The organism is Duganella aceris, assembly GCF_011090165.1.
GTDB lineage: Bacteria > Pseudomonadota > Gammaproteobacteria > Burkholderiales > Burkholderiaceae_D > Rugamonas > Rugamonas aceris.
The window spans coordinates 302,382-326,855 of sequence record NZ_JAADJT010000004.1; the positions used below are offsets into that span (position 1 = coordinate 302,382).

Below are 24,474 nucleotides of genomic sequence, written 5' to 3' on the forward strand. Positions count from 1 at the left end.
TCAGTACGGCGAACGCATGTCGGCATAGGCGTGCTCCAGCGCCACCGGCGGCAGGTACATTTCGCGCCGGCGCCGCGATTGCTGGTCGAGCGCGCGCGCCAGCTGCTGGCGCGTGCCGGCCTGCTCGGCGCGCAGGAAACTGTGGTAGGTTTCGCGCAGGCCGCGCTCCAGCGCCACCTCGGCGCGCCAGCCCAGCGCGTTCAGGATGCCGACGTCGAGCAGCTTGCGCGGCGTGCCGTCCGGCTTGCTGGCGTCGAACACCAGCTCGCCGCCGTAGCCGACCGTCTGCGCCAGCAGCTGCGCCAGGCGGGCGATGCTGACCTCCATGCCGCTGCCGACGTTGATGTGCGAGACCATCGGCAGCGTGGCGCCACGGTAGCGGTCCTCGCTCAGGTTCATGACGAACAGGCAGGCGTCGGCCAGGTCGTCGACATACAGGAACTCGCGGCGCGCCTCGCCGGTGCCCCACACCGCGACCTCGTTGGCGCCGGCCAGCTTGGACTCGTGCAGGCGCCGCATCAGCGCCGGGATCACGTGGCCGTTCTCGTTGTGGTAGCTGTCGCACGGGCCGTACAGATTGGTCGGCATCACGCTGCGGTAGCGCGTGCCGTACTGGCGGTTGTAGCTTTCGCACAGCTTGATGCCGGCGATCTTGGCGATCGCGTACGGTTCGTTGGTCGGTTCCAGCGCGCCGTGCATCAGCGCCGTCTCCGGAATCGGCTGCGGCGCCAGCCGCGGATAGATGCACGAGGAGCCGAGGAACAGCAGCCGTTGGGTGCCGTGGCGCCAGGCCTCGTGGATCACATTGGTCTCGATCGCCATGTTGGAGTAGATGAATTCGGCCGGATAGCTGTTGTTGGCGTGGATCCCACCCACCGTCGCCGCCGCCAGGTAGACGGCGTCGATCTGCTCGCGCTGGAACAACTGGCGCACCTGCGCCTGGTCGGTCAGGTCGAGGTGGGAATGCGGCACCGTCAGCAGATTGTTGTAGCCCTGGCGCCGCAGCGCGCGCACGATGGCCGAGCCGACCAGGCCGGTGTGGCCGGCGACGAATATGCGTTGGTTTAATTGAGTGATCATGGCGCTTGCTCCTTAGACGGGGTGATGAATGGCGGCGCGGGCCGGCGCCGGTTCGGCGCGCACCTGCGCCAGGTCGGACCGCACCATTTCGCCGACCAGTTCGGAGAAGGTGCATTGCGGCGCCCAGCCCAGGCGCTGCATCGCGTCGCCGGAATCACCCAGCAGCGCATTCACTTCGGTCGGCCGGAACATGGCCGGATCGACCCGCACCACCAGCTGGCCGAGGCGGCAGTGGGCGGCCGCGACCGAGGTCGGGGCGATCGCGGCGATGGTGGCGCGCTCCTGCACGCCGCCGCCGTCCCACGCCAGCGTCAGCCCCAGTTCGGCGGCGGCGCAGTCGACGAACTGGCGCACCGTGTACTGCACGCCGGTGGCGATGACGAAATCGCGCGGCTGGCGCTGTTGCAGCATCAGCCACTGCATCGCCACGTAGTCGCGGGCGTGGCCCCAGTCGCGCAGCGAATCGAGGTTGCCCAGCTGTAGCGTGCCTTGCCGGCCGCAGGCGATGCGCGACAGCGCCAGCGTGATCTTGCGGGTGACGAATTCGGCGCCGCGCCGCGGCGATTCGTGGTTGAACAGGATGCCGTTGCAGGCGTAGATGCCGTAGGCTTCGCGGTAGTTGACCGTGATCCAGTAGGCGTACAGCTTGGCCGCCGCGTACGGACTGCGCGGCGCGAAAGGAGTGCGCTCCGACTGCGGCGATTCCAGCGCGTCGCCGTACAGCTCCGAGGTCGAGGCCTGGTAGAAGCGGGTACGCTGCGCCAGCCCCAGCGTGCGGATCGCCTCCAGCAGCCGCAGCGGCCCGAGCGCGTCGGTCTCGGCGGTGTAGTCCGGCGCGTCGAACGAGGTGGCGACATAGCTTTGCGCCGCCAGGTTGTACAGCTCGTCGGGCCGCACCGTCGCCATCACCCGCATCAGCGAAACGCCGTCGCTCATGTCGCCCTCGTGCAGGAACAGGCGCGGCGGCGCGGCGCCGTCGGGCTGCAGCAGGTGGGCGATGCGGCCGGTGTTGGGCGAGGAACTGCGCCGCACCAGGCCATGCACCACATAGCCTTTGTCGAGCAGCAGTTCGGCCAGGTAGGATCCGTCCTGGCCGGTGATGCCGGTGATCAGCGCCACCTTCGGGGCGAGCAGGGACGGCGTCGCGAGCTTGTCGTTCATATCGGTTGTCTCCGGGTTTAAAAATCGGTGCGGCGTTCGTCAATAGACGTTGTTGCCGGTCCAGCCTTTGCAGGCGGTCCACAGGACGATGCGGATATCCATCCACAACGACCAGTGTTGCAGGTAATAGAGGTCGAACTGCACCCGCCGGATCATCTTGTCCAGCGTATCGGTCTCGCCGCGCGCGCCGTTGATCTGGGCCCAGCCGGTGATGCCGGGCTTGGCGCGGTGGCGCACCATGTAGACGTCCAGCTGGCGGCTGTACATCTCGGTGTGCGACACCGCGTGCGGCCGCGGCCCGACCACCGACATGTCGCCCAGCAGCACGTTGATGAACTGCGGCAGTTCGTCCAGGCTGGTGCGGCGCAGGAAGCGGCCGACCCGCGTGACCCGGGCATCCTGGCGCGCCGCCTGCTGCAGCGTGGCGCCCGGCTCGTGGCGGTGCATGCTGCGGAACTTGAACACCTTGAACTGGCGGCCGTTCAGGCCGATGCGCGGCTGCACGAACAACACCGGTCCACGCGAATCGAGCTTGATGGCGGCGACGATCAGCAGCATCAGCGGGGCGAACACCACCAGCGCCGCCAGCGAGAAGCATTTGTCGAAGATGTATTTCTCGATATGGCTGGCGGCGCTGGGCTTCATGCAGTTCAGGTCCATCACCGGGAAGTCGTACAGCGTGCGGCAATTGATGTTCAGGATCTGCAGGTCGCGCACATCCTGCAGCCAGCGGATGTCGACCATGGTGTTGCGCAGCAGGTGCTGCAGCCGCGCGATGTCGCCGGCGTCGCGCAGCGGCAGCGCGATCCAGATCTGGTCGATGCCGTGGCGGCCGACATAGTCGGGGATCAGCGCGGTGTCGGCGATGCAGTCGATGCCGGTGGCCTGCGGCCCGGCGGCGCCGTCGGTGATGCAGAAGGCGTCGATGCGGTACGGGCGGCGCTTGCACAGCCGGTTGCGGCGGTACAGTTCGTGGCTGACGTCGCCCTTGCCGATCACCAGCACCCGGGTGCTGGCCCAGTTCAGGTTGCGCGCCGCCAGGTGCGGCGCCAGCAGCGCCGGCAGCGCCAGCATCAACCAGTGCGCCAGCCACATGCCGGACAGGCGCGCCGTCGGGTGCAGCAGCGCGGCGAACAGCATGGCGCCGGCCATCACCGTCAACAGCGCCGCCGCCAGCCGCAGCGTCAGCGTCGGCGGCGCCTCGGGCGCATCCAGCTGGTACATGCCGAAGCGGGGGAACAGCGCCAGCGACAGCGCGCCGCCGACGTACAGCGAGGTCAGTTGCACCGGCGCCGCGCCGCCGTCGGCCTGCCAGTGCAGGGCGCCGAGGCCGGCCAATCCGAGCAGCGCCAGGTCGCCGAGCCGCAGCGCGAAGCCGAGCCGCTCGGTGTCGTTAAGGAGGGGAATACGCATGATATCGACCGTTATATTCTATGGACATCTCGGTTGTTCGGCGCCGCGAAAACTGTATAAATCATATCGGAAAGCGTCGCCCCGCAGAGCGATATGGAGGCTTCCTTGATGACTATCATTTTCCGTTTTCACACCATGACGCCGGCGCTGTGGCGGCGCGCCGGCGCGGCGTCGGCGTGACGCGCGACGGCGCCCAGATGGTCGGCCAGCCGCAGCGCCAGCGCGGTCAGCGTGATGGTCGGGAAGTTGGCGCCGGCGGTCGGAAACAGCGAGCTGCCGGCGACGTACAGATTACCGACGCCGTGCACGCGGCAATGCCGGTCCACCACGCCGTGGCGCGGCGAGTCGTGCATGCGGGTGGTGCCCATGTGGTGCCAGGTGCCTTCCGGTTCCAGGCTGGCGGGCCAGGCGCCGCCTTCGATCGGCGGGTCCAGCGTCACGCTGGCGACGCCGGAACGTTCCAGCTCGGCGCCGATGATGGCCAGCGTGCGGTCGAAGGTGCGCTGCACGTTGCCGCCCAGGCGCCAGTCGACCCGCACCCGCGGCATGCCCAGCGCGTCGCGCTCGGTGGTCGACAGGGTGACGCGGCTGCGCGGATCCGGTTCCGGTTCGACGATGGCCTGGAAGCGCACGTCGCGGATCAGACAACGCGGTTGCAGCAGCCGCGTCACGCCGTAGCCCAGCGTGTCAAGCGGATGGCGCGCCATCATGGCGGCGTCCTGCAGCGGCCGCCAGCCCGGCTGGTCCTTCTTCAGCACCGCCTGCTTGTAGCGGAACAGCGCCGCCGCCGCCGCGCTGCCTTCGCCGGGGAAGGTGGAGCAAAACCACACCCGCGCGTTGAGCAGGCCTTCGCTGGCCAGCGTCGGTTCGCTCAGCGCCAGCTGCGCCGCGATCTGCGTGCCGCCGGCGGCGACGGCGGCGTTCTGGTAATGGTATTTGATGTCGTACAGCTTGTTGCGGCGCCACGCCGGCTGGAAATCGACCCGGCCCGACAGCATGCGCGGGTGGTCCATGAAGTAGCGGCCGACCAGGTCGTTGCCGTTGCCCAGGCCGGCGCGCTGCACGCCGTTCGACGCCAGCAGCAGCCGCGCGTTCTCGATGCCGCCGCTGGCCAGCACGTAGAACCTGGCCTTGACGCTGAACTTGCGGCCGTCCAGCGTCGCCGCCTCGACCTGTTGCAGGCTGTTGCCGTCGCGCGCCGCCGTCAGGCCGGTGGCGTTGGCCCATAAATACACCCGCACATGCTGCGAGCGCATCAGGTCGCCCCGATACAGCGTGCCGAAGCGCACCGGCGGGCTGAATTGCGAGATCGTGTCGCGCACCTTGCCGCTGGTGAGCGGCAGGCGCCGCACGTCGGCGCGGTCGATCGCGGCGGCCCAGTAGTCCGGCGCGTAGTTCTGCGGCCCGAGCCGCAGCACCGCGTGGGTGCGCAGATAGTAGGGCGCCAGTTCCTCGATGCCGAACGGCCAGCCGCTGTGCGGGATCCACGGCCGCGCCGCGAAGTCCCAGGCGTCCAGCGGCCGGCACCAGCCGCCCCAGCAATTGCTGCTGCCGCCCAGGTAGCGGCTGCGGCAGCCGTCGGCGAAGCGGTAGGGCAGGCCGATGTCGCTGCCCCGGTACAGGTCGCGGGTGGCGTCGTCGGGATGGAAGCCGCCGCTTTCGAGCAGGCAGGTGGCGATCCCCAGCCGTTCCATTTCCAACGCGATGGTGAGGCCGGCCACGCCGCCGCCGATGATGCAGACGGTGGCGTCGATCCGGGCGGCGGGGTCGAGCTGGCGCGAGTCGATGAACATGGGAAGTCTTCCTGTCTGGACGAGGGGTGGAGGTCAGAGCGCCGAATGGCGGGCGCGGCGTTGGCGCCAGCGGCGCGCCAGGTTGTACAGGCCGAGCGCGAAGCGCGCGGCGGCGCCGTCCTGCTGCTTGGCCTGCTGCAGCCACAGCATGGCGCGCCGCTGCTGCGCGCGGTACCAGGTGCGCAGCGCGAGGCGGGCGTGGCGCGCCACCGCCAGCTGCGAGCGGTACAGCAGCAGCTGATCGAGCCGGCGCAACTGGCCGAGGAAATTGCGCTTGTAGTCGTAGCGGCCCCACAGGAAGTGGAATTCCTTGCCGCCGCGCTCGATGCAGGCGCAGATGGTCCAGTAGCAGCACAGGAAGCCCAGGCTGTAGCGGTCGTATTCGGGCGAGTGCGCCAGCACGATCAGGAAGTAGTTGTCGCCGACGCGGTAGCTGATCGCGCCGGCGCAGACGCGGCCGTCGATGGTCACCACCGCCACCAGGCCGCAGCTGCGCACCAGGCTTTGCAGGCGATAGGCCTCGGCGGCGTCGATGATCGATTGCTTGTTCTTGGCCGCCATGCGGGCGTGGTTGAGCGCGATCACGGCGTCGATCTGCGCCGGATCGGCCGCCGCGCCCAGCGCCACGCTGAAGCGGAAGCCGGGCAGCTCCTCGGTCACCGCTTGGCTGTAGCGGCGCACGTTGCGGCGGGTGTTCTTGCTCAGGCTCTCGGTGTAGGCGGCGGCGCCGGCCGGCAAGGTGATGATGGTGTCCTCCAGGTAGTCGTACTGCTGGCTGGGGAAGCGGCGCGGCGCGCGCGCCACCTGCACCGCGCGCAGGCGGACTACCTGCGCCGCCGGGAATTCGGCGAAGACGAAGCGCGCGAAGTCGACGATCTCGTCCTCGCGCAGGCTGATCACCTCGTTGTACAGTTCGACCTCGCCGTCGCGCAGGCCGAACACGAACAGCGTCAGCAGCTCGCCGCGGCGGTACACCGCGTAGGTGTGGGCGCCTTCCAGCCCCCGGCTGAGACGGAACTGCGGCAGCGACGAAAACAGGTTGCCGTACAGGCGCTCCAGCGCCGGCCCGACCCAGTCGGGCACCTGGCCGTGCCAGCAGCGCACGTCCGGGGTGTCGCTGTGGGTCGCTTGCAGGTTATCGATAATCGCTGACATGATGTTCCTATCTAAAAAAGTCGGGCGCTATTGCACCAGGGTGGGCACCGACGGCGCGGCCAGGCGTTGCGGCCCGCTGGCGCGTACCGTCATGTCGTTGAACAGCACCCCCTGCGGCGCGACGCCGGCGTGGTTGAGGCGCTTGACCGATTCGTTCAGGTCGTCGTCGGTGGTCTGGCCGGCGCGCGCCACGATGAACACCGCGCCGGCGTGGGCGCCGACCACCAGCGCGTCCGACACCGTCAGCAGCGGCGGCACGTCGATCAGCACGTAGTCCCAGGTCATCGAGGCCACCGCCAGCAGCAGGCCGACGTTCTGGTGCAGCAGGAATTCGGCCGGATTCGGCGGCAGCGCGCCGGTGCTCAGCAGCTTCAGGCCGTCGATCGCGGTGTCGCGCGCCGCCTGTTGCAGCGTCAGCGCGCCGGCGATGGTCTCGCTCAAGCCGATGCCGCGCTCCAGCTCGAAGTAGCGGTGCAGCTGGCCGCCGCGCAGGTCGGCGTCGATCAGCAGCACCCGCTTGCCGCTGGAGGCCAGCACGGCGGCCAGGTTGGCGCAGACGAAGGACTTGCCCAGGCCCTCGGTGGCGCCGCAGATCTGCACCACGTTGTTGCGGTTGTGCGGCATGCCGATCTGCAGCGTGGTGCGGAAGCAGCGCAGGCTTTCGATCGCCGGGTCGCTCGGCGCCAGCGTCGCCAGCAGCGGCAGCGGGCCGTGTCCGTCCTTGTCGGCGCTGCGGTACAGCCGTTTCTGGGTGCCGCTGTGCGGGATGTTGGCGTACACCACGCGCGAGCCCAGCAACTGCTCGATGGCGCGCGGGGTCTGGATGCCCTTGATCAGCAGCCGTTTCAGCATCACCGACGCCAGCGCCAGGCACAGGCCGATCGCCGCCGCGATCGCCATGATGGTGCCGCGGTTCGGCTTGGCCGGTTTTTCGGGCAGCATCGGCATGTCGATCAGGCGCACGTTGCTGACCTTGCCGGCCTTGACCAGCCGCAGTTGCTGCGCCGAGTTCAGCAGCGCGCTATACAGCTCGGTGTTGACCTTGACTTCGCGGCTCAGGCGCAGCAGCTCCTGCTCCAGGATCGGCAGCTGGCGGATATGGTGGGTGGCGCGGCTGATCTCGCGGTCGAGGTGGGCGATCTGGTTGTCCAGCGATTCGACCACCGGATGGGCGCTGGTGAAGCTGACCAGCTGTTCGTCGCGCTTCTGCAGCAGCTCCAGGCGGCGCGCCTTGACCGCCGCCAGTTGCTGCAGGCTGATCTTGCTTTCCTCGCCGAGGTCGATGGTGCCGCTTTCGTTGCGGAAGCGGTAGTAGGCGCTTTCCGATTCGTCCAGCCGCTGCTTGATGTCGGGCAGTTGCTTGGCCAGGAAGTCCAGCGATTTCTCCGCCTCCTCCAGCTTGCGGGTGACGTTCTGGTGCAGGTATTCGCGGCCGATGGTGGTCAGCGTGTCGTAGGTGGCCTTGGCGTCGGCGCCGCTCATGGTGACGCTGATCAGGCCCGACTGCTTGCCGATCTCCGCCACCAGCATCGCCTTCTGCACCTGCTCGATCGCGGCCAGCTTGGGGATGTAGCGCAGGCTGAATTCGGTGCCGGGCAGGGCGTCGAGCTGCTGGATCGTCAGCAGCAGCTTGCCTTGCGGCAGATCCAGCGCCAGCGGCACGCCGACCCGGCCGGCGACGTCGATCCGCGCCGCCTCCTGCTTCAGGCGGAATTTGCCGTCGCCGTTGGCGAACAACTGGAAGCTGGAATTCTGCAGCGCGTCCGGCACGTAGAAGCGGGTGATGTCGATCGCTTCCGCGCCCCAGGCGTAGCCGCCGTAGCCGAACAGGCCGGGCGTGGACAGCTTGCGGTTGTAGCGCGCGATGGCGGCGCCGATCACCGGAAAATACTTCGGCGTGGCGTCGATGTACAGGCCGAGGTTGTCGACCGACTTGGCGATCACCATGCGCGACTTGATCAACTCCATCTCCGAGATCGCCGCCGCCTTGACGTCGAACATCGCGGAAATCTCGCCGATCATGTTCTTGGTGTTGTTGTTCGGCTGGTCCTCTTCGACGTGGATCAGCATCGTCGCTTCATACACCGGCGCCGACAGCAGCGCGTGCACCGCGCCGCCCAGCAGGCACAGCACCATGATCAGCGCCATGCGCCAGCGCTGGTCGACGAGTATCTGCAGATAGCTCGCCAGTTCGATTTCTTCTTCATAATGCGGCAGCGGCGCCGCCGGCTGCAGCATGGCCGGTGGCTGGATTTCGCGACGCGCTTGCACGCTTCGGCTGAAAGGGGTCATGGCGGTCCTATCGGTGCTTGGGTTGCGGGAGGGGCGGGCCGAGCGGGCTTACTGCTTGCCGGCGCTGACGGCGGAGGTCAGCGAACCGGGGATCATCATGCTGAGCGTGCGGTGCCAGTTGGCCAGGCCGGTGGCGTCGACGAACACCAGGTCGCGCGGCGCCAGCTCGAAGCTTTCGGCGATCGCCAGCGCGCCGGTGTCGCGCGCGTCTAGCTGATACAACTCGATCGGGCCCTGGCCGCGCCGCACCACGAACACGCGGCGCGCGTCGCCGGTCAGCGGATTGATGCCGCCGGCCTCGCCGATCGCCTCGTTCAGCGACAGCCGGCCGCTGTGCATCAGCAGCGCCTTCGGCGTCACCACTTCGCCGCTGACGAACACCTTGCTCTCGTCGAGCGCCTGCACCCGCAGCACGTCGCCGTTGCGCAGCATGATGCGGTTCGGATCCTCGCCATGCTGCACCAGCGCCGGCAGGTCGATGCGGTAGCGCTGGCCGGCGCGCACGATGGACAGCTGGCTCTGGTCGCCGGTGGGGGTGACGCCGCCGGCGCGGTTGATCGCCTCGGTCAGCGTCATCGGGATGTCGTTGATCACCTGCACCCCCGGCGCCTTGACCTCGCCGTCGACATAGATGCGCTGGCTGCGGAAGGCCTGCACCCGCAGCGTGACGTTGGGCCGGTTGATGACCGGCGCCAGCTGCCTGGCCAGCAGGTCGCGCGCCTGCAATTCGGTCAGGCCGGCCACCGCCAGGTTGGCGGCGAAGGGAAACTGGATCGTGCCCTGTTCGCTGACCACGAAGCCTTGCGGCGCGGCGGCGGCGGCCGCCTGTTCGGCGGCGCTGATCAACGGGCTTTGCGCATTCAGCGTGGCGGCCGACAGCTCCGGATGGCCCCACACCAGGATCGCCAGGATGTCGCCGGCGCCGATGGTGTACGCCGCGGCCGGCGCGGTCAGCGGCGCGATATCCTGCACGCCGTCGCGCCGGCGCTGAATCTTCTGGCTGGCCACCAGGTCGGCGGTGATCATCACCGGCACCGTGGGCAGCGCGGTGTCGACGCCGGTGCGGCCGTCGGCGACGTTTCGGGTGGCGCAGGAGCTCAAAACAACTATGCCGGCCAGCATCGCGATGCCGCGGCCAACGAGTGCTAAATTAGATGTGACGCAATAAGACATGACATTTCCTCGCATGGCGTTTGATGCAGATTAAAACCTTCGTGCGCCGAGGATTTGAGCATTGTCACAACAATAAACGAGAGTGCAAAAACAAGAGGCGGGCTGTTGCGTTAACGCGTGAATGCCATGCTTTTGTGACAGTTAGCAAACCGTGTTTGCCTGTGTGGTATTCAATGGCGGTTGGCAAGTGTGCCATCTTGGCCTGAGAGGATTCCATGCTGAAAATCGCTATCGTCACCAACACCCTGGCGCCGTACCGGACGCCGGTCTTTTCCGAATTGTCCGAGCTGCCGGAGGTGGATGTCCATGTCTTCAGCTGCGTCGAGCGCGAGCCGAACCGCGAGTGGGACTATCCGCCGCTGCGCACCGCGCAGACCACGCTGCGGCGCTGCTTCGTGGTGTGGCGCAAGCGCTATATCCACAGCAATTTCGACGTGATCGCCGCGCTGCGCCGCTACCAGCCGGACGTGGTGGTGACCGACGGCTTCAATCCGACTCACCTCTACGCCTGGATGTATTGCCGGCGCAACGGCGTCGCCCATGTCAGCATGACCGACGGCACGCTGGAATCGGAGCGCACGCTGACCGCAGTGCACCGCTGGGTGCGGCGCCGGGTGTACGCCCGTAGCCAGGCGTTCGTCGCCGCCAGCGCCGGCGGCCACGCGCTGTTCGACAGCTACGGCCTGTCGCACGCGCACCGCTTCACCTCGCGCCTGTGCGTCGACAACCAGGCATACCAGCTGGAGCCGGCGCCGCCGCGTTATGACCTGATGTTCTGCGGCCGGCTGGAGGCGGTCAAGAATCCGATGTTCGTGCTCGACCTGGGCGTGGAGCTGGCCAAGCGTGCCGGGCGCTGCATGCGGCTGCTGATGGTCGGCAGCGGCGAGCAACTGCCGCTGCTGCGCGCCGCCGCCGCCTGCTACCCCGGCTTGATCGAGGTCGAATTCGCCGGCTTCGCCACGCAGCAAGCCTTGCCCGCGCTGTATCGCAGCGCGCGCCTGTTCGTGTTCCCGACCCGCTGGGATCCGTGGGGCGTGGTGGTCAACGAGGCCTGTGCGGCCGGGCTGCCGGTGCTGGCCACGCCGGCCGCCGGCGCCTCCGGCGAGTTGGTGCGCGACGGCGAGAACGGCTACGTCGATGAACTCGATGTCGAGCGCTGGGCCGACCGCGCGGCGGAGCTGCTGCGGGACGACGCCTTGTACCAGCGCTTTTCCGAGCGATCGCGGCAACTGGTGGCCGACTACACCTACGCCGGCGCGGCGGCGGGGATGGCGCACGCGTGCCGCCGCGCCGCGCAGCGGCAGCAGGCGCAGCGCCGCCCGGACGGCATCTATCGCTCGCGGCCCCGGGTGCTGATCGTCGAGCGCCAGCTGCTGCAGTACCGGGTCGGCTTCTACCGCAGGCTGCACGAGGTGCTGAACGCGCAGGGGATCGAGCTGCAGCTGCTGGTGGGCGAGGGCACGCCGGCGGAAAAGCTCAAGCGCAACGAAGCGCATCTGGAGTGGAGCATCACCATCCCGACCCGCTACTTCATGAACCACCGCTTGTGCTGGCAACCGTATGGCGACTATGCGCGCCAGGCCGACATCGTGATCGTCATGCATGAAAATAAGATTCTCTACAACCTGTGGCTGATGTTCGTACGGCGCCCGGCGCGGCTGGCGTTCTGGGGCCACGGCGCCAACCTGCAATCGGAGCACCCGGACGGCTGGAAGGAGCGCTTCAAGCGCTGGACCGTCAACAAGGCCGACTGGTGGTTCGCCTACACCGACATCAGCGCCTCGCTGATCGCCCGCGCCGGCTTCCCCGCCGCGCGCACCACGGTGGTCCGCAACGCCATCGACACCAGCGCCATGACCGCGCTGGTGCGGGCGATCGACGCCGACGAACTAGCGCTGCGGCGCGGCGAGCTGGGTCTGGGCGACGGCCCGGCCGCCATTTATCTGGGCTCGTTGTACAAGGAGAAGCGGCTGGAGTTCCTGATCGAGTCCGCGCTCGAAGTGCGGCAGCATATCCCCGATTTCCAGCTGCTGATCGTCGGCGCCGGGCCGGAACAGGCGCTGATCGACGCCGCCAGCGCCGAGCATCCATGGATTTTCGTGCTCGGCGCGCTGCAGGGCAAGGACAAGGCGATCGCCATGTCGCTCGCCGAATTGATGCTGAATCCCGGGCTGGTCGGGCTGGGCATCCTGGATTCATTTTCAAGCGGCAAACCGATGTTCACCACCGATTGCGGCTTGCATTCGCCGGAGATCGCCTATCTGGAGAACGGCGTCAACGGCGTGATGACGGAGAACGATGTGGCGGTGTACGCCGCCGCCATCGTCAAAGTGCTGCGCGCGCCTTCGGAACTGGCGTTGCTCAGCGCCGGCGCGCGCCACAGCGCCGGCAAGTACACGGTCGACGAAATGGCGACCCGCCTCAGTTCCGGCATCGGCTCGGCATTGGCCGGCCATTAGCATTTTCACCCCTCAAGGAGAGACAGCCATGGCTACACCCTACAATCCCGGTAATCTGCTGGACAGCATGATCAGCCATCTTCAACTCAGGACCGACGCCGACCTGTCGCGCGCGCTGCAGGTGGCGCCGCCGATGATCAGCAAGATGCGGCATAGCCGCCTGCCGGTCGGCGGCGCGGTGCTGATCCGCATGCACGAGGTCAGCGGCCTGAGTCTGAGCACCCTGCGCGACATGATGGGCGACCGACGACGCAAGTTCCGCTTTTCCAACGCTTACGGCCGGCCCAAGACCTGACGCCGTCGGCGCTGTATCTGTGCCAGGAGGGCTGCGTGCGCGTGGCCAACCTGCGGCCGATCGCGCCGCGTTGACATTGAGGTACTCATGAACTTCCGTAGACTTCCCGCCATCTTGACGGTGATGGTGGCGAAGTTCAGCGTCAGCGGCCGGCCGAAACGCGCGGCCGGCCAACCATTCCTGTTTTCCGGACGATCGATGATTGTCTATGTGCGCGATGCGCGTAGCCCTAGCGGCTGGGTGACGTATCGGGAAATGATCGTTCCCGAAGCCTCGTAGACGGCGCGATGTCCGCCTTGCGCGATCAGAACTCGGTGCTGGCCGTCAGCGCGAAGGTGCGCGGCGCGCCGAGCACCAGATAGCCGGAGCCTTGCGAGCCGCCGGCCGACGCCCAGTAGCTCTTGTCGGTCAGGTTGTCGACCCTCAGGCGCAGCGTGACGCCGTGGCCGTCCACGTCGAAGTGGTAGCGCGCGCTGGCGTCAAGGCGGTTCCACGACGGCAGGTTCTGGGTGTTGGCCGCGTTGACCGCCTGCGACGCCGTATGCAGCGCCCGCGCCGAGACGCTGAAGCCGCGCACGCCCGGCACGTCCCAGTCCAGGCCCACATTGGCCTGCAGGTCCGGCACGCCGATCACATCCTTGCCGTCGGTCAGGCCGCCGGCGGTCTTCCGCTGCGTGGCATCGAGCAAGGTGACGCCGCCCAGCACGCGCAAGCCGCGCACCGGTTCGCCGAAGGCCGACAGCTCGACGCCGCGATTACGCTGCTCGCCGTCGATGCCGAACACCTTGGTGGCGGGATTCAGCACGCCTTGCGGCTGGCTGGTGCTGAACACGGCGGCGTTGGCGCCGAAGCGGCCGCCGTCGTACTTGACGCCGACCTCACGCTGGCGCGAAGTGTAGGGCGCGAAGATCTCGCCGATGTTGACGGCGGTGGTGCCGGCCACCGGGCCCTGCTGCAAGGCTTCGATGTAATTGGCGTACAGCGACACGGTCGGCGCCACCTTGTAGACGATGGCGGCGATCGGCGAGTTGGCGCCTTCGCTGTAGTAGGAGCTTTGCTTGTTGGTGTTGTAGGCGTAGCCGACCTGCCTGATGTTCTGGTGGCGCACGCCGACCGTCACCAGCACGCTGTCGTCGAGGAAGCCGATGCTGTCGGCCAGCGCCTGGCTGACCAGCGTCAGCTTGTTGGTGGTGCGCGGGTCGTTCAGGTTGTTGCCGAAGGTGGTCAGGGTCGGCAAGGCCAGCGCCGGCGGGTTGTACAGCGACGTGTTCTGGTACGCCGAGGTGGCGTAGGCGTTGCGCGAATCGAGGTCGAAGCCGGTCGCGGTCAAGGCCAGCTTGTGGCTGACCGGGCCGGTGCGCACGGCGGCGCGCAGGCCCAGTTCACCGGTGTTGATATGGTCCACGCGCGCATTGTCGAAGCGGCGGATGGTGCCGGCGCCGGCCGCCGTGGCCAGGTTCAGCGTGCTGGCCAGGCGGTTCAGCTCATGGCCGCGACGGTTGCCGTACGACGCCCACGCCACCACGTCCCTGGCCACATCCCATTCGCCGCGCAAGGTGCTGAACACATCGCGTTCGCTGGAGAAGTCCCACGGCTGGCCGAAGTTGGCTTTGCCGTCCGGCGCCGAAGGCACGGCCAGTCCGGCCGCGACGTTGACCGCCGGCCGGCCGCGATACAGCTTGCTGTCCTGCCAGCCCAGGTCGGCCGACAGGCGGAAGCCGCGGCCGCGGTAGTCGGCGCCGATGGCGGCCAGTTGCAGGTCGCGGTCTTCGTTGTCGATGCCGGTGCCGCCCTTGCGCTGCACCGCGTTGACGCGCACGCCGATGCGGTGGTCGTCGCCGAAGCGGCGCGCGATGTCGGTGGCCAGGTAGGTCTGCCTGCCGGTCTGCAGGCCGGCGCTGACTTCGGTCAGCGCCTGGTTGGGCGCGCGCTTCGGCAGCAGGTTGATGGCGCCGCCGATGCCGCCGCCGCCCGGCGAGGCGCCGTTGAGGAAGGTACTGGCGCCACGGAAGACTTCGACCCGTTCCAGCAGCTCGGCCGCGATGTACTGGCGCGGCAGCACGCCGTACAAGCCGTTGTACGCCAGCTCGTCGGAATTGACCGGGAAGCCGCGAATCACGTACAGCTCCTGGTAATTGCCGAAGCCGCGCGCGACGCGGACGCCCGGATCGCTTTGCAGCACGTCGGCCACGCTGTGGGCCTGCTGGTCCTGGATGAATTGCTGCGTGTAGTTGGTGCTGTTGAACGGCGTGTCCATGCTCTCCATATTGCCCAGCAGGCCGACGCGGCCGCCCTTGGCCACCTGGCCGCCGCCGAAGGTTTTCGACAGGCCGCCGGCGGACGCGTCGGCGCTGGCGTTGATGACGACGGTCTGGACGGGGGCTTCGGCGGCGGTTTGGGCTTGCGAGGGCAGGGCGTACAGCGCGGACAGGACACACACGGTCAAAGGCTTCAAAACAGGATGCATGGCGGCTTCTTTAAATGATAATGATTGCTATTATCATTCAATTCGGATGGCCTGACCACCCCCCAATGGGATAAAGGTAATCTGTTATTATTGGCAATTGGCATTAAAACAAGGAAAATCATGGCGGGGATGAACCGGAAGGCGGCGATCGGGCTGGTGGTGGCTGCGGTGGTGGCGGCGGGCGCCGCCGGCGCCTGGTGGGTGAGCAAGAAGGGGCCGCCGCGCAGCGTCGCCGGCGACGCCGTGATCGCCAATCCGAACGCGCCGTTCGCCGTCAACAGTTGCCAGGCGCGCCTGCACGAGGACCGGCCGGCGTTGGCGCTGACGTTCTCCGCGCCGGTCGGCGAGGGCCAGGCGCTCGACCAGCTGATCGAAGTCTCCGACCTGGGCGAGAGCATGGCCGCGCCGGGCGAGAAGAAGCCGGCGCCCGCCGCCGCCGAAGCCGCCAGCGTGGTCAAGGGCGCCTGGGTGGCCGCCGACAATCCGCGCGTGCTGGTGTTCCCGTTTGTGAAACCTGGCCACCGCTACAGCATCAAGGTCGGGCCGGCGCTGGCCGCCGACGGCGGCCGCAAGCTGAGCGCCGCGCACCAGTGTGATGTGCTGAGCGACGCGATGTCGCCATCCTTCTTCTTCGCCAGCAAAGGCACGGTGCTGCCGGCCGGCCTGAACGGCGGCCTGCCGGTGGTCACAGTGAATATTCCGGAGGTCGACGTCGAATTCCTGCGTGTCGCGCCGGGCAAGATGGCCAAGTTCTTCGACCTGGTGCAGGGCCGCCGCAACCATGAGGGCGAGGACGAGGAGGAGGGCGACGGCTATTTCAATTACTGGAGCAACCGCAACCAGCTCAAGGGACAGACCTCGGGATGGCAGCTCAATAGCCTGCAAGGCATCGCCGACAGCGTGTACTCCAACCGCTTCGTCACCAACGAAGTGAAGAACAGCCGCAAGACCAGTTTCCTGCCGGTCGAGAAGATCAATGAGCTGAAGGAACCCGGCGTGTACGTGGCGGTGATGCGCCGCCCCGGCTTCTTCGACAACGACTACCAGGTCACCTATTTCTACGTCAGCGACATCGGCCTGCACGTGCGGCGCCAGGTCAAGCAGACCGACGTCTTCGTCACCTCGCTCAAGACCGGCAAGGCGCTGGGCGGGCTGGAACTGGAAGTGCTGGGCGAGGGCGGCAAGGTGCTCTTGCACGGCAAGGCGGACGGCGACGGCCACGGCGTGCTGCCCGGCCTGCCGGACGGCGCCCAGCTGCTGCTGGCGAAACGCGACAAGGAAATGTCGGTGGTGGTGCTGCACGAGCCGGGCCTGGACCTGGCCGAATTCGACATCGGCGGCCACCTGCCGCGCGACGTCAAGCTGTTCCCGTGGTCGGGCCGCGATCTGTACCGGCCGGGCGAGAAGTTCACCGTGTCGCTGCTGGCGCGCAGCGCCGACGGCACGGCGCTGGCGCCGCTGCCGGTCAAGGTGGAGTTGAAGAAGCCGGGCGGCGACGTGGTCAGCACCGTGGTCTGGCAGCCGAACGCCAGGACGCCGGGCTATCTGCAGCAGCGCATCGATCTGCCGGCGGATGCGGCGACCGGCAAGTGGAGCCTGGAGTTCCGCGCCGATCCGTCGGCCAGGCGGCCGGACGCGATCTACCAGTTCCAGGTCGAGGAGTTCCTGCCGGAGCGCATGAAGCTCGCGCTGACCAGCGACACCGGGCCGTTGAAGAAAGACGCCGATGCCTTCGCGGTCGCGGTGCAGGGCGATTATCTGTACGGCGCGCCCGCCTCCGGCAACCGCCTGCTGGGCAGCGTGGCGCAGGAGCGCGCCCGCAATCCGCTGCCGAAGGAGTGGCCGGGCTTTATCTTCGGTGACTTCAACGACGACAGCGCCAAACAGCGCGCCGAGTTGCCGGAGCAGACGCTCGACGACAACGGCAAGGCCGAGATCAGCGTGCCGGTCAAAAACGATGCCGATTCGCCGATGCGGGTGCGTGCGTCACTGAGCCTGCTGGAATCGGGCGGCCGTCCGGTGGTGCGCTCGATCGAGCGCGTCTGGTGGCCGGCCGACGCCATGATCGCGGTGCGGCCGGCGTTCGACAGCGACGTGACGCGCGAAGGCAGCATGGCCGAATTCGAGCTGATACGCGTCACCGCCGACGGCAAGTTCGCGCCGCTCAACGAGGTGGCGTTCCGCCTGGTCAAGGAGGACCGTCAATACTACTGGCGCTTCGACGCCGACCGTGGCTGGCATTCGGGCTTCACCGAAGCCGAGGAGGCGGTGCAGGCCGGCGCGGTGGCGCTCAAGGGACGCTCCAAGTTGACCGTACCGGTGGAGTGGGGCCGCTATCGCCTGGAAGTCACCGATCCGCAGACCAAGCTGGTGGCGCGCTACCGCTTCTACGCCGGCTGGAACGCGCAGGACGCCGAGAACATCGGCAATCGTCCCGACCGCGTGCGGCTGCAACTGGAGGGTGCGCCGGCCAAGCCGGGCGACGACATCAAGCTGAAGATCATGCCGCCGCACGACGGCGAGGCGCTGGTGATGGTGGAGGCGGACAAGGTCCTGTGGAGCAAGCGGGTGTCGGTCAGCACCGGCGGCACCACGGTGACGATCCCGGTCGACAAGGCCTGGAACCGCTCGGACATGTACGTGTCGACCGTGGTGTTCCGTCCCGGCAGCCAGGGCGACCGCGTGACGCCGGCGCGCGCCGTCGGCATGACGTGGCTGCCGCTGGCGCGCGAGTCGCGCAAGCTGAAGGTCAGCCTGACCGCGCCGCAGCAGGTGGTGCCGGACAAGCGCATGGTGGCCAAGGTCAAGGTGGACGGCGCGGCCGGCAAGGCGGCGATGGTCACGGTGTCGGCGGTGGACGTGGGCATCCTGAACATCACCAGCTTCAAGTCGCCGGATCCGTTCGACTTCTTCTTCGGCAAACACCGCTTCGGCCCGGAGCTGACCGACATCTACGGCAAGCTGATCGAGCGCATGGACGGCACGCCCGGCAAGATCAAATGGGGCGGCGACGCCGGCAAGCGCGATACGCAAAGCATGCCGAAGAAGGTCAAGCTGGTCGACCTCTTCTCCGGTCCGGTGCAGCTGAACGCCAAGGGCGAGGCCGAGGTGCCGCTGGATATCCCCGACTTCAACGGCACGCTGCGGCTGATGGTGGTGGCCGCGACCGCCGATTCCTACGGCAGCGCCGAGCGCGAGGTGGTGGTGTCGGCGCCGATCGTGGCCGAGCTGTCGATGCCGCGCTTCGTCGGTCCCGGCGATAAATCGACGTTCGCGCTGGACGTGACCAATATGATGGGCGGCGAGCAGGATATCGACATCAAACTCAGTTCCGACAATCTGCTGAAGGTGAGCGAAGGCGATCGCAAACTGAAGCTGGCCAACCGCCAGCGCAAGGTGCTGCGCTTCGCGGTCGAGCCGACCGAGCCTTACGGCCTGGCGCGGGTGGTGGTGGACGTGAAGTCCGGCGGCGCCAGGCCGGTGGTGATCCATCGCGAGTTCGCCTTGCAGATCCAGCCGCCGGTGGCGCGCGAGCAGGATGCGCGCCGTCTGCGCATCGAGCCGGGCGCCAGCCAGAAGATCGATTCGGCCATGGTGGAGCGCTTCTTCCGTGGCTCGGCCACGCTCAACGTGACGGTGTCGAACAAGCCGCCGCTGAATGTGCGCAGCATCGTCAAGGGGTTGCTGGACTATCCGTACGGCTGCCTGGAGCAGACCACCAGCGCGGCCTATCCGCACGTCTTCATCGACGAGGCCAGCGCCAAGGCGGTCGGCCTGGCGCCGCACACGCGCGAGGAGCGCGCCAAGTTCGTCGAAGGCGCGATCAGCCGCATCGCCGGCATGCAGGGCGAGGCCGGCGGCTTCCGCCTGTGGAAGGGCGACTCGGGCGAGTACGAGGGCTGGCTGACGCCGTATGTCACCAGCTTCCTGATGGATGCGCGCGAGGCCGGCTTCAATGTGCCGGAGACCATGACCAAACGCGCGCAGCAGTGGATGGTCGAGCGCCTGAACGGCGCGGGCAGCCAGTTCTCGGCGCTGCCGGCCGGCGTCAAGCCGGATGCGGACGGCCGTTACAACTATCGCGACGCCGAGCTGCTGCGCAACAGCCATCAGCGCTTCGCCGAGCTGGCGCACATCGGCTACATGCTGGCGCGCGAGCAGAAGGCGTCGCTGGCGTCGCTGCGGCTGCTGCACGACCAGTACCGCGACCGTGCGCGCTCGCCGCTGCCGTTGATCCACCTCGGTATCGCGCTGCAGCTGATGGGCGACGCCAAGCGTGCGGAGGTGGCGATCAACGACGCCATGACCCGCCCGTACGGCATCAACCCGAGCTGGGAGTGGGATTGGCTGGGCGACTACGGCACCGACGTGCGCGATCTGGCGATGGGCTACGGCCTGCTGCATCGTCATCAGATCAACCATCCGCAGCGTGAGCTGTTGCTGACCAATGTGTCGGAGCGCCTGAGCAAGCCGCGCGGTTACTATTCGACGCAGGAGCGCATCGCGCTGTTCCTGGCGGCGCGCGCGGCCGGCGGAACAGCCGGCGAGGGCTGGGAGGCGGTGCTGAAGACGGCCGACGGCAATACCGGCATGGCGTCGAAAACCAGCGAGATCCGCAGCATCGATCCGGCGCTGGCGGCCAAGGGCGTCACCATCGACAACAAGGGCACGACGCCGATCTGGGTCGAGGTCGAGGCCAGCGGCTTCCCGCTCAAGCTGCCGGTGCCGAGCACCGAGAAGATGACGCTGGAGCGCAGCTGGTTCGGCACCGATGGCAAGCCGTGGAAAGGCGGCAACCTGAAGGTTGGCGACATGCTGCTGGTGCGCGTCACCGCCAAGGCGAAGCAGGTCATCAACGATGGCATGGTGGTCGATCATATTCCGGCCGGTTTGGAGGTGGAGAACCTGAATCTGTCGCAGGGGCCGCAGGCGGGCGAGTTCGCGGTGGAAGGCGTCAACCTGGCGGAGGCCATGGCCGACAAGCGCATCAAGCATATCGAGTTCCGCGATGACCGCTTTGTCGCGGCGGTGCGCCTGGATGGCAATCCGATCCGGCTGTTCTACATGCTGCGGGTGGTGACGCCGGGACGCTTCAACGTGCCGGGCACCTTCGCCGAAGACATGTACCGTCCAGGCATTCGCGCCTATGGTCCGGCCGGCGAGCCGGTCAACGTGGTCGACCCGGCGGGAGCAGGGAAGTAGGCGCGATGGATGGGCAGGACGCACGTTCCGCGGCCGCCGGCGTGCCTGGCCCGTCCGCCGCCGGCTGGTCGCGCATGCTTCGGGCCGCAACGGCGGCTGGTCCGTCCGCCGCCGGCTGGTCGCGCATGCTTCGGACCGCGGCGGCGTGGTCGCGCCGGCACCCGTGGCGCGCGGGGTTGGCGGCGGCGTTGACCGTTCTGTTGTTGCTCGACCGCCTGTTTCCGCCGCCGCTGCCGCGTGATGCGCCCGGCATGGTGGTGGTGGCGCGCGACGGTACGCCGCTGCGCGGCTGGCCCGACGCGGACGGCGTATGGCGCATCCCGGTCGGGCCGCAGCAGGTGTCGCCGCGCTATCTGGAGGCGCTGCTGACTTACGAGGACCGCTGGTTCTATTGGCACCCGGGCGTCAATCCGGTGGCCATGCTGCGTGCCGGCTGGCAGCTGGCGAGCGAGGGCCGCATCGTCTCCGGCGGCTCGACGCTGAGCATGCAGGTGGCGCGCGCGCTGGAGCCGGTGCCGCGCAGCGTCGGCGGCAAGCTGCGGCAGATCGTGCGCGCGCTGCAGATCGAACTGCGCCTGTCAAAACGGGAGATCCTGACGCTGTATCTGAACCACGCGCCGATGGGCGGCATCGTCGAAGGCGTGGAGATGGCCAGCCGCAGCTACCTGGGCAAGAGCGCCGCGCAGCTGTCGCCGGCCGAGGCGGCGCTGCTGGTGGTGCTGCCGCAGGCGCCGTCGCGGCTGCGGCCGGACCGTCATCCGGAACTGGCGCAGCAGGCGCGCGACAAGGTGCTGCGCCGCATGGCGGAACTGCGCCGCTGGCCGCAAGCCGACGTCGACGACGCGCTGATCGAACGCGTCGGCGCCAATCCGCCGCGCATGGCCTGGCTCGCGCCGCTGGCCGCCGAACGCCTGCGCCAGGCCGCCCGCCGCAGCGCCCGCAACGGCGGCGCCAACGCCGCAGGCTCCGGCTCCGGCTCCGGCTCCGGCTCCGGCTCCGGCAGCGCGGCCATCGTCCAGTCGACGCTGGACCGCGACATGCAGGCCATGTTGGAGCGCACGCTGGCGGACCGCGTCGGCCAGCTGCCCCGCTTCGTGTCGATGGCGGCGCTGGTGATGGACAGCGCCTCGCTGGAAATCCTGGCCTACGCCGGCTCGGCCGACTTCAACGACGCGCGCCGCTTCAGCCACGTCGACATGGTGCGCGGCATCCGCTCGCCCGGCTCCACCTTGAAACCCTTCCTGTACGCGATGGCGCTGGACGAAGGCCTGATCCACTCCGAAAGCCTGATGGCCGACACCCCGCAATCGTTCGGCGGCTACGACCCCGGCAACTTCCAGGCCAACTTCTCCGGCCCGGTCAGCGTCTCGGAAGCCCTGCAACGCTCGCTGAACGTGCCCGCCGTCGACCTGCTGGACCGCGTCGGCCCGGCGCGCTTCAGCGCCAGATTGTCCAGCGCCGGCCTGCGCCTGCGGCTGCCGAAGGACGCATCGCCGAACCTGAGCATCATCCTCGGCGGCGCCGGCACCAGCCTGGAAGAACTGGTCGGCGCCTACCGCTCGCTGGCCGCCGACGGCATGGCCGGCACGCCGCGCATCACGCCGGACGCGCCGCGCCACACGGCGCGCATGATGAGTCCCGGCGCTGCCTACATCATCCGCAGCATCCTGGAGGGCGGCGGCCATCCCGACCAGCCCTTCGTCGAGACCGAACCGGGCGGCGTGCGGCTGGCCTGGAAGACCGGCACTAGCTATGGCTTCCGCGACGCCTGGGCGGTCGGCGTCAGCGGCCGGTACACGCTCGGCGTGTGGATCGGCCGGCCGGACGGCACGCCCAACCCCGGCTTCTTCGGCGCCAACGTCGCGGCGCCGCTGCTGCACCAGATCGCGCTGTCGCTGCCGCGCGGCGGCGAACCGGCGCGCCCGCGTCCGGCCGAGGTGTCGGTGGTGCAGATATGCTGGCCGTTGGGCACGGCGGCCAGCGTGACGCCGCCCGAGCATTGCCATCAGAAGCACACCGCCTGGGCGCTGCGCGACACCGTGCCGCCGACCCTGCCGGACCGCCTGCGTGCGCGCGGGCTGTTGGAGACGGTGTGGATCGATCCGCGCAGCGGACTGCGCACCACGCCGTCGTGCCAGCCGGCGGCCGTGCCGCGCCAGGTGGCGCGCTGGCCGTCGCTGCTGGAGGCGTGGATGCCAGCGTCGGAGCGCAGGCAGCTGGGGTTGGGCGCGTGGTCGCCGGATTGCGAGCAGGGCGCGATCGTGGGCGGCATACGCTTGATGGGACTGCGCAACGGCAGCCGGCTACGGGCGGCGCCGGGTCTGCAGGCGGTCAATGTGACGCTGGAGGCGGTCGGCGGCAATGGCCGCAACTACTGGCTGTTGGACGGCAAGCCGGTGGCCTCGGCCGCCAACGGCGGCAAGCGCCAGGTGTTGGCGCTGTCGGGCAGCGGCGCCCACACCGTGGCGGTGATGGACGCGGCCGGTCACTACGACAGCTTGCAGGTGATTCTGGATTAGCGCGGCGAGCGCCTGAGCGCATTCGCCGGCGGCCCGCCTCGCACCGCGCCGGCCTCGCATCGCACCCGCCTTGCGCCCGCCTCGCACCGCGCCCGCCAGGCGCTCGGTGCCGCATGCCGGCGCGCTGCGGCGGCACGCATTCGGCCGGCGCGCGGCGGCACGGGGTGGCGCAGCGGCAGGTCAGTCGCGCACGCCGGCCAGGCCGAGCAGCGTCAGCATGACGTTCTGCGGCCCGGCGTGGGCGTTCTTCGGCGACCACCATTCGTTTTTCTCCGAGTGGTAGCCGCCCGAAGTCCCGCCGGCGGACATGGTGATGGCCGGGATGCCAAGGCTCATCGGCAGGTTGGCGTCGGTGGAATGGGCGTCGTCGAGCAGCGCCGGCCGGCCCAGCGCGGTGGCGGCCGCCATCGCGGTCTTGACGATGACCGCATCCTTGGCGGTCTGCCCGGCGGGCCGGTCGCCGATCAACTCGATATCGGCGGTGATGGCCTTGCTGTTCCAGCGCTGGTTGGTCTCGTCCGCGCCTTGCTGGATCGCCGTCTTGATCTGCTGCTCGACCTTGGCCAGCAGCGGCGCGTCGGCCGAGCGGATGTCGATCAGCATGGTCGCCTCGGCGGAGATGCTGTTGACCGATTGCCCGCCCTGGACCACGCCGACGTTGAACGTCACCTTGGGCTGATGCGGCACGCGGATCTCGTCGATGCGCGCGATGGCGCGGCCCAGCGCGTGCACCGCCGACGGCAGGCCGAAGCCTTCATAACTGTGCCCGCCGGGACCGCGCATCGTCACCTTGAAGCGGCGGCTGCCGGTGCCGATGTGCGTCACCGGATCGCCGTTGGTGCCCAGCGCCGGCTCCAGGCCGATGAAGGCCTTGATGTCCTTGCGCTGGCTGAACAGGTACTTGACCCCCTTTAGGTCGCCCAGGCCTTCCTCGCCGACGTTGGCGACCACCAGGATATCGTCGGCGGTCCGGAGCTTCGCCTCGCGCATCGCGCTCACGATGGTCAGCATGGCCGCCAGCGAACGGGCATTGTCGGCGATGCCGGGCGAATAGTAGCGGCCATCCTTCTCGCGTACCGTCAGGTCGGTGCCGGCAGGGTAGACGGTGTCCAGGTGCGCCGCCAGCGCGATCACGCCTTTGGCTCGGCCGTCGCCGTCGCCGCGCCAGGTGCCCAGCACATTGCCCGCGCCATCGAGATGCACGTCCTGCAACCCGGCCGCCTTCATCCGCTCCGCATAGTCGCGCGCGCGGGCGCCTTCGGCGAAGGTGGGCGCAGGGATGGCGTTGATGGCCAAGGTGTTGGCGGTGGTGACGGCTTCGTTCTTCTCGATGTAGGCCAGCGCCTGCTTAACCGCCGGCTGCGCGGCGATGCGCGCCATGGAGGTGTCCTGCGCGCGGGCGGGAAGGGCCAGCGCCATGGCGCCGCATGCGATGCCGAGCAACAGATGTCTTGCGGTCATTGGG

The 24,474-nt window shown here is 68.4% G+C and carries 14 protein-coding genes; 5 read left to right on the forward strand and 9 right to left on the reverse strand.

The features are described 5' to 3' along the window. The 7 genes from GW587_RS10940 to GW587_RS10970 form a co-directional block, all read right to left on the reverse strand. Complete coding sequence (locus GW587_RS10940) at nucleotides 1–1,080, reverse strand: GDP-L-fucose synthase family protein (protein ID WP_166102300.1); 1,080 nt, start codon at nucleotides 1,078–1,080, stop codon at nucleotides 1–3. A gap of 12 nt (nucleotides 1,081–1,092) precedes the next feature. Further along, nucleotides 1,093–2,241, reverse strand: a complete 1,149-nt coding sequence (gene gmd / locus GW587_RS10945) for a GDP-mannose 4,6-dehydratase (RefSeq protein WP_166102302.1) — start codon at nucleotides 2,239–2,241, stop codon at nucleotides 1,093–1,095. Between the two features lie 39 nt (nucleotides 2,242–2,280). Beyond that, nucleotides 2,281–3,654 carry an undecaprenyl-phosphate glucose phosphotransferase gene (locus GW587_RS10950; protein ID WP_166102305.1) on the reverse strand — a complete coding sequence of 458 codons (1,374 nt, stop codon included), beginning with the start codon at nucleotides 3,652–3,654 and terminating at the stop codon, nucleotides 2,281–2,283. A gap of 128 nt (nucleotides 3,655–3,782) precedes the next feature. Beyond that, the gene (locus GW587_RS10955) at nucleotides 3,783–5,447 is read right to left on the reverse strand and encodes a GMC oxidoreductase (protein WP_166102308.1); all 1,665 of its coding nucleotides are present in this window, start codon (nucleotides 5,445–5,447) and stop codon (nucleotides 3,783–3,785) included. 33 nt (nucleotides 5,448–5,480) lie between these two features. Beyond that, the gene (locus GW587_RS10960; protein WP_166102311.1) at nucleotides 5,481–6,602 is read right to left on the reverse strand and encodes a GNAT family N-acetyltransferase; all 1,122 of its coding nucleotides are present in this window, start codon (nucleotides 6,600–6,602) and stop codon (nucleotides 5,481–5,483) included. 27 nt (nucleotides 6,603–6,629) lie between these two features. Next, nucleotides 6,630–8,894 carry a polysaccharide biosynthesis tyrosine autokinase gene (locus GW587_RS10965; RefSeq protein ID WP_166102314.1) on the reverse strand — a complete coding sequence of 755 codons (2,265 nt, stop codon included), beginning with the start codon at nucleotides 8,892–8,894 and terminating at the stop codon, nucleotides 6,630–6,632. A gap of 48 nt (nucleotides 8,895–8,942) precedes the next feature. Further along, nucleotides 8,943–10,067 (reverse strand): polysaccharide biosynthesis/export family protein, encoded by a 1,125-nt coding sequence (locus GW587_RS10970; protein ID WP_229259391.1) that lies wholly within the window; start codon nucleotides 10,065–10,067, stop codon nucleotides 8,943–8,945. A gap of 215 nt (nucleotides 10,068–10,282) precedes the next feature. On the opposite strand from GW587_RS10970, the gene GW587_RS30985 reads away from it, so the two are divergent. From GW587_RS30985 to GW587_RS10990, 3 genes are all read left to right on the forward strand, one after another. After that, nucleotides 10,283–12,526, forward strand: coding sequence for a glycosyltransferase family 4 protein (locus GW587_RS30985; protein WP_207393432.1), 2,244 nt, complete (start codon nucleotides 10,283–10,285; stop codon nucleotides 12,524–12,526). Between the two features lie 28 nt (nucleotides 12,527–12,554). Then, the gene (locus tag GW587_RS10985; protein ID WP_166102318.1) at nucleotides 12,555–12,821 is read left to right on the forward strand and encodes a hypothetical protein; all 267 of its coding nucleotides are present in this window, start codon (nucleotides 12,555–12,557) and stop codon (nucleotides 12,819–12,821) included. Between the two features lie 87 nt (nucleotides 12,822–12,908). Next, nucleotides 12,909–13,100, forward strand: a complete 192-nt coding sequence (locus tag GW587_RS10990) for a hypothetical protein (protein WP_166102321.1) — start codon at nucleotides 12,909–12,911, stop codon at nucleotides 13,098–13,100. A gap of 25 nt (nucleotides 13,101–13,125) precedes the next feature. On the opposite strand, the gene GW587_RS10995 is transcribed toward GW587_RS10990, so the two are convergent. Continuing rightward, nucleotides 13,126–15,288 carry a TonB-dependent receptor gene (locus tag GW587_RS10995; RefSeq protein WP_166102322.1) on the reverse strand — a complete coding sequence of 721 codons (2,163 nt, stop codon included), beginning with the start codon at nucleotides 15,286–15,288 and terminating at the stop codon, nucleotides 13,126–13,128. Nucleotides 15,289–15,408: 120 nt separating this feature from the next. Between GW587_RS10995 and GW587_RS11000 the strand changes: the two genes are divergently transcribed. Then, nucleotides 15,409–20,490 (forward strand): alpha-2-macroglobulin family protein, encoded by a 5,082-nt coding sequence (locus GW587_RS11000; protein ID WP_207393433.1) that lies wholly within the window; start codon nucleotides 15,409–15,411, stop codon nucleotides 20,488–20,490. 125 nt (nucleotides 20,491–20,615) lie between these two features. Next, complete coding sequence (pbpC, locus tag GW587_RS11005) at nucleotides 20,616–23,009, forward strand: penicillin-binding protein 1C (RefSeq protein WP_166102768.1); 2,394 nt, start codon at nucleotides 20,616–20,618, stop codon at nucleotides 23,007–23,009. 180 nt (nucleotides 23,010–23,189) lie between these two features. Here the strand turns inward: pbpC and GW587_RS11010 are convergent, their stop codons facing one another. Further along, nucleotides 23,190–24,470: a M20/M25/M40 family metallo-hydrolase gene (locus GW587_RS11010; RefSeq protein WP_166102325.1), complete on the reverse strand. Its 1,281-nt coding sequence runs from the start codon at nucleotides 24,468–24,470 to the stop codon at nucleotides 23,190–23,192. Nucleotides 24,471–24,474: the final 4 nt, after the last annotated feature.

Bases quoted from the DNA above. Each gene is read 5' to 3' on its own strand.
- GW587_RS10940 (WP_166102300.1), bottom strand. From the start codon at position 1,080: ATGATCACTCAATTAAACCAACGCATATTCGTCGCCGGCCACACCGGC.
- gmd (WP_166102302.1), bottom strand. From the start codon at position 2,241: ATGAACGACAAGCTCGCGACGCCGTCCCTGCTCGCCCCGAAGGTGGCG.
- GW587_RS10950 (WP_166102305.1), bottom strand. From the start codon at position 3,654: ATGCGTATTCCCCTCCTTAACGACACCGAGCGGCTCGGCTTCGCGCTG.
- GW587_RS10955 (WP_166102308.1), bottom strand. From the start codon at position 5,447: ATGTTCATCGACTCGCGCCAGCTCGACCCCGCCGCCCGGATCGACGCC.
- GW587_RS10960 (WP_166102311.1), bottom strand. From the start codon at position 6,602: ATGTCAGCGATTATCGATAACCTGCAAGCGACCCACAGCGACACCCCG.
- GW587_RS10965 (WP_166102314.1), bottom strand. From the start codon at position 8,894: ATGACCCCTTTCAGCCGAAGCGTGCAAGCGCGTCGCGAAATCCAGCCA.
- GW587_RS10970 (WP_229259391.1), bottom strand. From the start codon at position 10,067: ATGTCTTATTGCGTCACATCTAATTTAGCACTCGTTGGCCGCGGCATC.
- GW587_RS30985 (WP_207393432.1), top strand. From the start codon at position 10,283: ATGCTGAAAATCGCTATCGTCACCAACACCCTGGCGCCGTACCGGACG.
- GW587_RS10985 (WP_166102318.1), top strand. From the start codon at position 12,555: ATGGCTACACCCTACAATCCCGGTAATCTGCTGGACAGCATGATCAGC.
- GW587_RS10990 (WP_166102321.1), top strand. From the start codon at position 12,909: ATGAACTTCCGTAGACTTCCCGCCATCTTGACGGTGATGGTGGCGAAG.
- GW587_RS10995 (WP_166102322.1), bottom strand. From the start codon at position 15,288: ATGCATCCTGTTTTGAAGCCTTTGACCGTGTGTGTCCTGTCCGCGCTG.
- GW587_RS11000 (WP_207393433.1), top strand. From the start codon at position 15,409: ATGGCGGGGATGAACCGGAAGGCGGCGATCGGGCTGGTGGTGGCTGCG.
- pbpC (WP_166102768.1), top strand. From the start codon at position 20,616: ATGCTTCGGACCGCGGCGGCGTGGTCGCGCCGGCACCCGTGGCGCGCG.
- GW587_RS11010 (WP_166102325.1), bottom strand. From the start codon at position 24,470: ATGACCGCAAGACATCTGTTGCTCGGCATCGCATGCGGCGCCATGGCG.